The sequence below is a fragment of the Pseudomonas baetica genome (genome assembly GCF_051216495.1).
GTDB lineage: Bacteria > Pseudomonadota > Gammaproteobacteria > Pseudomonadales > Pseudomonadaceae > Aquipseudomonas > Aquipseudomonas baetica_B.
Map to the genome: position 1 here is coordinate 1 of NZ_JBPKAM010000156.1, position 9,556 is coordinate 9,556.

Below are 9,556 nucleotides of genomic sequence, written 5' to 3' on the forward strand. Positions count from 1 at the left end.
GGTCGTTAACGATAGCGCGTATTTACTGGCTAAACGCGGCGCTCTTGAGTCCATCGCGAGCAAGCTCGCTCCTACAGACGCGCCATTCAATCTGGTGTATCGATGCCGTCCTTGAGCTCCAGCATCAACCCGCTCAAGCGCTTGACCTTGCGTCGCACCGCCTCTTCGAACACGCCGGTACGTGGCTCGATCAACGTGAACCAGTCCTTGGCCCGGGTGATGCCTGTGTAGATCAACTCCTTGGTGAGCACCGGATTCAAGGCATCCGGCAGAATCAGCGCGGTATGGGCAAATTCCGAGCCCTGGGATTTGTGCACCGTCATGGCGTAAACGGTTTCGACATCATTGAGCCGGCTCGGTAGTACAAAACGCACCCCGCCCTCCCCGTCATTGCGCGGGAACGCCACCCGCAACACTTGCTTGCCTGCTTCAGGGCCATCGCGCTCGGGCAGTTTGAGCGCAATACCAATGTCGCCGTTCATCAAGCCCAGGCCGTAATCGTTGCGCGTCATCAACACCGGTCGCCCTTCATACCACTGCTGGTCACTGTCGATCAGTCGGGCCTTGAGCAACGCATCGGTGACTCGCAGATTCAACCCTTCCACGCCCCACGGTCCCTTGCGGACCGCGCACAGCAACTGGAAGGCATCGAAGGCTTGCAAGACTTGCCGCGCCCACTCCATCCAGCGTGAGTCATCCAACGGGGTGTCGAGCGCAGGCCGATGGTTGCGCAACAGACTCAAATAATGCCGATAGCCCTGCGGCCCCTCGCCATGCCCCTCAAGCAGCAAGCGTTCCAGTGCCCGATCCTGCTCACTCTTTAGGGACACGCAAAACACATCGCCATGACTTCGAGCCGCCAGCAACTTGCGCGCCTCTTCGGGTTGCTGCTGGTTGACCCAACGGGCCAACTGACCAATGCCGCTGCCTTCGCCAAAACGCCGCGAGTGACGCAACATCACCACTTGCTGGGCCAATGGATGCGTGCCCTGGATGTCTTCCTGCAACCCGCTGGATTCCAGGCTTTCACCACTGACCGCCTCCAACCACTGGCGTGTCTGCGGGCTGTACCAGCCGGCCTCGGCATCGCGGCACAAATCGCCAAGCACGGCCCCCGCTTCCACCGAGGCCAACTGGTCCTTGTCGCCCAGCAACACCAGACGAGCATGAGGCGGCAGTGCATCGAGCAGGTTGGCCATCATTTCCAGGTCGATCATCGAGGCTTCGTCCACCACCAACACATCCAGCGGCAAGCGATTGCCCGCGTGATGCCGGAAATGCCGCGTACCGGGGCGGCTGCCAAGCAGACGGTGGACAGTGGTGACGTCCGATGGAATTTTGCTGCGTATGTCTTCAGTGACTTTCAGCGTTCGAACTTGCTGGCTGATGGACTCAGTCAACCGCGCCGCCGCTTTACCGGTCGGTGCGGCCAAGCGAATACGCAGCGGTTTTCCAGCCTCCACGGCTGGCGCCTGGAGCAAGGCCAGCAAGCGCACCACCGTGGTGGTCTTGCCGGTGCCCGGACCACCGGTGACGATGCTGAAGGCGCCACGAGTCGCCAGGGCACAGGCCAGTTTCTGCCAGTCGATGACATCACCGGGCCGAGCCGGGCCGAACAGACCGGTAAGGCGCTGGGAGAGGTCACTCGGGGTGGCTTCCTGCTCCGCCAAGCGCTGGCGCAACGAATGGTCGATACGCCGCTCGTAGGCCCAGTAGCGGCGCAAGTACAGGCGCTTTCCTGACAACACCAAGGGCCGCTGTTGCACCGACTCACGCCCGTCAGCCGCCAAAGCGACCAGACTGCCGGCGGCCAGCACCTTGCACCAATGGGCACCGTCCAGGGACTCCAGCAGCTGTGACGGCAGCAGCATCGCCCCACCGTGCACATCGCCTTCCGGTGGCAGCGACAGTGCGAAGTCCGGCTCCTTCAACGTCTCGAACAGATCGAGGCAGACATGCCCATGGCCCAATTGGTGGCTGGTCAACGCCGCCGCGAGTAGCACCAAAGGATCATCATCCGGCGCCAGCTCATGAAGGAAGGCAACGAAGGCTTTGTCCAGCGCACGCAACCAGCCACGCTCGACCCAACGCGTCAGCAACAGTAGCAAGTCGTCGGCGCGGCTCAATGGGGCGAGATCGGCCAGGCTTTCATCCGCCAATGAGGTGGGCAGCAGATCGGCGAAGGTGCGGCTCATAGCAATACTCCCTGTTCCCACGCCGGTTCGGCTTTCGGTTCTGTCTTGCCCTGAAACAGTCGGTCCAGCCGCTCGATCAGCGCTTTGGGTGGACGGGTAAAATACACGCCCTGGCTGGGGGCTCGCGTGCCGCGCAGGAACAGATACACCGCACCACCGACATGTCGGTCGTAGTCATAATCGACCAGCCGCGCCTTGAGTTGCCGGTGCAAGGCCAGCAGATACAACACGTATTGCAGGTCGTAACGGTTGTCGAGGATCGACTGCTCCATGGCCTGTTCGGTGTAGGCCGAATCATCAAGGCCAAGCCAGTTGGATTTGTAGTCGGCGACGTAGTAACGCCCCTCGTGCTCGAACGTCAGGTCGATGAAGCCCTTGAACATGCCGTTGAGCAACACCGGCTCGGCGGCCACGCGGGGCACACCGTTGTGGGTATGTTCCCGTACCAGCGCATCGAGCTTGAGTACATCGACCTTATGGCTGGCGAACCAGAACTCCATTTCGACCTGGTATTGAGTCAACTTCTCGAAAATCACCGGCGCCTGCCCGGCACCCACAGGCAGCGATGACTTGAGCAGATGCTGCAGCCAGTCGCTGAGTGCAGTGATCCAGCCTTCCCAGCCACGTCGATTGCAACGACGAGCGATGACATCCTCCACGGCTTGCGGCGTGACGGAAAAACCTTCGTCCCCCGCCCACTCCAGCAAACCATGGAGAAAGGTGCCTGGATTCGGGCCACGGGGGAACCGATGGATATCGGCACCGCCCGCGATCATCTCCCGGGGTGCCTGTGGATCGAGACGCTCATCATCGAAGAGCTTCTGAGCCTGTGGACTCTCCGGCGCTTCATCGCTGCCAATGCTCAGCACATCGCTCAAGCGCAAGGCGCTGTAAGAAGCGATCCACCAGTTTTCGCTGGCCTTGCGCTTGGGAATCAATGGGGCGCGTAACACCGCTTCGTTCATTGGTGGATGATAGTGCTCGGAAGTGGCTTCAGGCATTTCACCGAAACCCAGCGCCGGACAATCCTGCTGCAAGTCTTCCAACCAGCGTTTCAACCCCGCCGACTCCGTCAATGCAGCACCGCCGCCCAACAGATAACCCAGCGCCGACAGGTGCAACACGGAGCTGTTGTTATTGCCGCGTTTGAGGTCCGTCACGCCTAGCCAGCAGGCGTGCTGCGCGCGGGTCAAGGCCACATAGAGCAGGCGCAGATCCTCCGCCAAACGCTCATCATCGGCCAGGGCGATCAACTCGGCGGTCGGGCTCAAGGTCACTTGAGCCTTGCCCGTGGCGTCGTGGTAATGCAAAGGCAAGCGGCTGCCATCCACCGGTTTCACCGAGCAAATGAACGGCAGGAACACCAATGGATATTCAAGGCCCTTGGACTTGTGGATAGTCACCACCTTGACCAGTTGTTCGTCACTCTCCAGACGCAGAATTTGCTCTTCGCCCGCCTGGCCGGACAGCGTCAGATGCTCGGACAAATGACGGATCAGGGCCTGCTCGCCATCCAGCTCGGCGGCCGCCTGTTGCAGCAACTCGCAGAGGTGCAAAAGGTTGGTCAACACCCGCTCGCCATCGCTGCGTGCAATCAATGCCTGAGGCAACTGGAAGTCATGCAGCAAGCACCGCAACATGGGCAACACGCCCTGCTTGCGCCAGATCTCGCGATAGCGCCGGAACTGCATGACCCGCGCTTCCCAGGCCAGCTCGTCCTGATTGAGCCGCTCCAGCTCCGTCAACGATAGGTTCAGCGTGATACAGGCCAATGCAGCCCGCAGTGGCCGCTCGACATCAGGTTCGGCGCAGGCCTTGAGCCAGGTCAGCACGTCGTGCGCCTCCTGGGCGGCGAACACTGAATCCTTGTCCGACAGATAAACGCTGCGCACGCCGCGGGCAGAGAGCTCGGCACGCACAGCCTGTGCCTCCTTGCCATCGCGGACCAGGATCGCGATATCCGCCGGCAGCAAGCCTCTGAAGCCCTTGCCGTCCTGCACGAACCCCGCACGGCCATGCTGCCCACCGTTGAGCAATGCAGTGATTTGACTGGCACAGGCAGCGGCCAGTTGTTGCCGGTACACCGCACCGGACAACGGCTGCTCACCTGACAAGTGCCAGATATTCAGTGCCGGCACTGCCTGCCCATCAAGGTGCAGAATCTCTTTGCGCCCTTGGGACTCGACTGGCGAAAACGGCACCGGATTATCGCCATTACTTTCGCGGAACAGGAAGGCGCCGCGTCCCACGTCACGGGTCTCGGCACGGTCAAAGACATGGTTCACGGCGCTGACCATGCCATGACTCGAACGGAAGTTGGTGCCCAGCGTATGCAAGCGGCCAGCCGTCGCCTGGCGGGCGCGCAAGTAGGTATAGATGTCGGCCCCGCGGAAGGCATAGATCGCTTGTTTCGGGTCGCCGATCAGGAACAGGCCGCTTTCAGGATTGTCATCCTCAATGCGATAGATGCTCTCGAATATCCGGTACTGCACCGGGTCGGTGTCCTGGAATTCGTCGATCAACGCCACCGGAAATTGTTCGCGGATCAGGGTCGCCAAACGCTCGCCGCCCTCGGTTTGCAAGGCGGCATCGAGGCGCAGCAGCATGTCATCAAAGCCCATTTCCGCACGACGACGCTTTTCTTCCTCGAAACGTGCACCGACCCATTGGGCAGCGTGTTGCAGGACAGCCGCATCAGGCGTCGGCAAGCTATCCAGGCTGGCTTTCAGAGCGGGCATTGCCTCAAGCCCCGGATGATCGGGGACCGCGCCTTTCTTCCAGGCTTCGGCCATGCCGTCGGGCGTAAGGCGCGTAAAGCCGGTTCCGATATCCAGTTGCTCAAGGGTTTCATCCTCGGCCCAGGCTTTGATCCTCTCGAACCAGGGCTCGAAATAACGCGCCTGCATCTTGCGCCCGTCGACACTTTTGCTGGCGACACCTTCATGACAGATGGCGAGCAACTCGTCCGCCCATTGGCGCCAGGGCATCTTGAGTTCCAACAATGCGGCTCGCCGTTCCTGCAAGCACTCCGTGATCAGCTCGGCCGGTTCTTTGCCTTCATCAACCTTGCCCCGCTCACTGGTAAACAGCCCGCGAACCCGAGGCAACAATGCTGCCGGTCCACCCCAGTTGTTGCGTACCCAGTTCAGTGCATCGCCCTGCATCGGGTAACAGAACAATCGCCAGTAGTCGCGCAGGACTTCACCGAGCAAATCGCTGTGGTCGGTTTCCAAAGTTTGGGTAAACAGACTGCCACTGTCGAAGGCGTGTTCGCGCAACATGCGCTGACACCAACTGTGAATAGTCGAAACAGCCGCTTCGTCCATCCATTGCGCGGCAATGTCCAGGCGGTTGGCGCAGCCGGCCCATAGCTCGGGCAGGTACTGTTCACGCAGTTCGGCGATCAGCCCATCAGGTGCCGGCGTTTCGTCACGGAAAAACCGGGCGGCTTCAGCCAGGCGGGTACGAATACGCTCGCGCAGCTCTTTGGTGGCGGCATCGGTAAAGGTCACCACAAGGATTTGCGGTGGCAACAGCTCGCGCCCGAAGCCACCATCCTCTCCGCCATGGCCAAGGACCAGACGCAGGTACAGGGCGGAAATGGTGAACGTCTTGCCGGTCCCGGCGCTGGCTTCGATCAACTGGCTGCCACGCAGCGGGAAGTCCAGCGCCAAAGGTGTCTTGGTGGTCATGGGCGCGCCTCCTCGCTGGACATCGAACGCCAGGACGCCTCAAGCAGTGGTCGGTACAGAGCGTTACACCAATCGGCGAAGGTCTCGTCGGCAACCAATGCGTCGTAATCGGCAAACTGGCGAGCCAACGCCATGCTTTCGCGTCGCTCGCCATCCGTGGTCAACCCATCACCTTCATAAGCCTTGCGAGCAGCCGCCCCGGCTTTGACCGGTTCGGTCTGACCCAACCAGGCGAAAGCCGTCTTGACCGCAATCGGCAATGGCTGGCGCATGCCCGATTGCCAGGCCTGCAGCAGGTCCCCCAGAATCCGTTTTGCGGATTCAGCTTCCATTGGCGCGAGCAGCAGACTGTCGTCACTGGCCACCAACGCGGTGGTCATCGCCAACCCACTGGCGCCTGCAACCAGATGATTGACCCAGGGCCGCGTCAGGCGATGCCATTTACGTGACTTGATCGAACCGATGCTGTTGGGAATCGTAGTGATGGACAGCAACCCGCCATCGGCTCGTTGATGCAGGCCACTGAGCCAGCCTTCCAGTCGAAGGTCATGCAACTCCAGATTGACCGGCAGGGCGCTGGTCAATGGCGTTGGCCACAGCACCAAAAGTTGCTGATAGCGTTGCAGCAGATCTGGCAACGGCTCGATCAGTTCTCGCTGCAAACATTCGCCAAATCCGGCCAGGGGTAACAACCCACTGTTCTGCAGGCGTCGGGCTTGTGCTTCGAGTGCATGCTCGGTGTTCTGCGTATCAGCCATCGCCGCCTCAAGCAAGCTGTCGCTGAGGCTATAGCGTTGAAGGGCATCGAGAACAAAGGGTTCCTCGTCCGCTAAAGGCACTTCGGCGGCCTCGAAGAACACCTTCAAGCGCTGACTGAAGAAATGTCGCACCGGGTTGCGCAGGAAATCCTGGAGCTGACCGAGACTCAGCGGCTCCTCCTGAACGTGAGGGTCAAGGAGTTCGCTATCCGTCGATTGTTGTGTGATCTGGTGGAGCACTTGCCATTCGTTGGCGTAACTGAACACGTCTTCGCCTTCATGGAAATAACGGGCGCTGAAGGGTTGCAACGGGTGTTCCTGAGTAATGGTTTCAAGCAAGTCTTCGCCGGCCTCGTTCGATCGCCAGCCACTGGCCAGATGGTCACGGAGCTGGCCAATCAAGACCGATGCCGGGCGTTCACTGTTATCACGAATGCTACGGCCGACCCAGCTGATATAGAGCTGGTCTCGAGCCGAAAGTAGCGCCTCCAGCAACAGGTAGCGGTCATCTTCGCGTCGCGAACGATCTCCGGGGCGGTAGTCACTGCCCATGAGGTCGAAATCCAGCGGCGGTTGCGCCCGCGGGTAGTCGCCGTCGTTCATGCCCAGCAAACACACCAGCTTGAAAGGTATCGCGCGCATCGGCATCAAGGTACAGAAGTTCACCGAGCCGGCGAGAAAGCGTTGGGACAAACGCCCTTGATCGAGACCGGCAAGCCAGGCCTCACGGACTACGGTCAGCGGCAATTCTTCTTGCAGGCCTACCGACTCACAATTCTCGAGCCAGTTTTCGCGCAGCGTTTCCAGTTGAGTCAGCAAGAAGTCGTCATGTTCGTTGCTGGCCTGGAAGAACAGCGACACCAATGCCTGCAAGCGCAGGCTCCATTGTTGGGGCGATGCCGGCTGCGAGAGTTCGTGATGGGCTATTTCCAGCGCATCCAGCAGCGCAACCAAGGGGCCGATGAGCGCAGCATCCAGTCCACCGATTTCATCGTAGGGCTCAATACCGCTACAGGCGTCGCCACTGCCAACGGCATAGCCAAGCAACATACGCCGCAAGCCGAAACGCCAACTGTTCTGCTCCAGCGCTGTCGGCAAACCGAGACCCGCACGTTGCTCGGCATTCATGCCCCAACGGATGCCCGCGCCTTCGATCCAGCGATGCAAGGTCGGCAGGTCACGCTCCTCGACGCCAAAACGCTCACGTAACGCTGGAACGTCCAGCAGATCGAGGATTTCGCTGACCGGGAAACGACTGTCAGGCAGCTTGAGCAGATGCTCGACGGCGATCAGTAAAGGATCACGTCCCCGTTGCCCTTGGTCAGCCAGCGTAAAGGGAATGAAGCGCGGATCGTGACGCTCGAGTTGACCGAACACCGCCCGAATATGCGGAGCATAACTATCGACGTCCGGGACCATGACAATCACATCGCGAGGACGCAAGTGCGGATCGGCACTGAAGCGCGCGAGCAACTGATCGTGAAGGATCTCGACTTCGCGCTGAGCGCTGTGAGCGACACGAAAGCGGATCGATTGATCTTTCTGCGGATCTACGGCTGGCCAACGCTCGCGAGTCTCGCTCAATGGTCGCAGTTCGAGAATGTCATCCTGCAACTGATTGAGCATGTTCAGTGGCACGCTGTCGCTGAACAGGTCGATGCGCCCATCGCGAAACGCCGACCGATAGCTGTTCGGATCGTCGTAGCTGTCGAGCAGATTAATGTAGTCACGCCCCTGCTTGCCCCAGGCTGCCAGTAATGGATGGGCATGCTGATGAAGGGTTTGCGAGTCGAGTACAACCGGCATCCCGCTCTTGCGAGCCTGTCGTTTATATTGATGCCGTAAAAGGTCTTTATCGGCGACGATGTCTGCCCAATGGTGACGACACGGATTGTGCACGCACAACAACACCTGACTGAATCGAGCCAGCCCGGCCAAGGCTTCCAGGGCTTGAGCAGGCAAGGAGGAGATCCCGAAGACAATCACACGGGAGGGTAATCCACCCGGGGCTTTGTCGAGGCCATTGATGCGCTCGATGAAGCGCTGATGCACACCCGCACGGCTCTGCGCCATGCCACCTTCACCGACATCCAGTAGCAGCGCACGCCACAACTCCGCCTGCCAGCAGTTGGCCGGGGACAGCGGCTTGGTCTCTCCTCTGACGTTGCGTAACTGATGACGCCCCTGTGCCCAGTCTTCGAGCCAGTCTGCCCGGTAGACCTGATACTGGTCGAACAAATCGGCGAGACGCTCTGCCAGCTGATAGCGTTTTCGCAGGTCCGTGTCATGGGTAAGAAAGCGTTGCAGGGGCTCGAAGTGAGGTTGATTGATCAATTGTGGAAGCAGGCGCATCAGTCGCCAGGTCAGCGGCGCTTTATCGAGCAGGGAGCTCACTGGAATTTCGTCGCGCCCAAGCACCATGCGATAGAGCTGCCACATGAAACTGCCGGGCAATTGCACGTCGATGGCTGCGGCGATGCCACAACCGCCCATGTCGTCATCTTCAGCGTCTTCGGCCAAAGCCAGCTTGAGCCATTGGGCAATGCCGTTGCTCTGCACCAGCGCAATTTCATTCTCCAGGGGAGCCAGCGGATATCGCCGCATCCAGCTGACCACCAGACTGCGCAATTCGTCCAGGCGGTTGCCATGAACCACCATAAAACCAGCACTGAGGGACGTTGCGTCCGGCATAACGGCTTCCTTGGAAAATACAAAAGCTAGGGCCGAACCTTAGCACTGTCAGGAGACGGTGGCAGCGGGGACCTGCCAAGTGTTTCTGCCCGAACTTTCCTGCGGGCAAAACAAAACCCCAACTGCTTTCGCAATTGGGGTTTCGGAATTTAATCTTGACGATGACCTACTCTCACATGGGGAAACCCCACACTACCATCGGCGATGCATCGTTTCACTT

At 60.0% G+C, this 9,556-nt stretch carries 3 protein-coding genes; all 3 read right to left on the reverse strand.

Annotated features, from left to right (window positions below; all coding sequences use genetic code 11):
- Nucleotides 1-86: 86 nt before the first annotated feature.
- Genes recD through recC form a run of 3 tightly spaced genes read right to left on the reverse strand, consistent with a single transcriptional unit; the run spans nt 87 to nt 9,336 of the window.
- A complete protein-coding gene (gene recD, locus ACSFE6_RS29495) occupies nt 87-2,195 on the reverse strand; it encodes an exodeoxyribonuclease V subunit alpha (protein ID WP_435430901.1) in 2,109 nt (702 codons plus the stop codon).
- A complete protein-coding gene (recB, locus tag ACSFE6_RS29500; protein WP_435430902.1) occupies nt 2,192-5,887 on the reverse strand; it encodes an exodeoxyribonuclease V subunit beta in 3,696 nt (1,231 codons plus the stop codon). The genes recD and recB overlap by 4 nt, the downstream gene beginning before the upstream one ends.
- On the reverse strand, nt 5,884-9,336 hold the full coding sequence (recC, locus tag ACSFE6_RS29505; RefSeq protein ID WP_435430903.1) for an exodeoxyribonuclease V subunit gamma: 3,453 nt from the start codon (nt 9,334-9,336) through the stop codon (nt 5,884-5,886). The genes recB and recC overlap by 4 nt, the downstream gene beginning before the upstream one ends.
- Nucleotides 9,337-9,556: the final 220 nt, after the last annotated feature.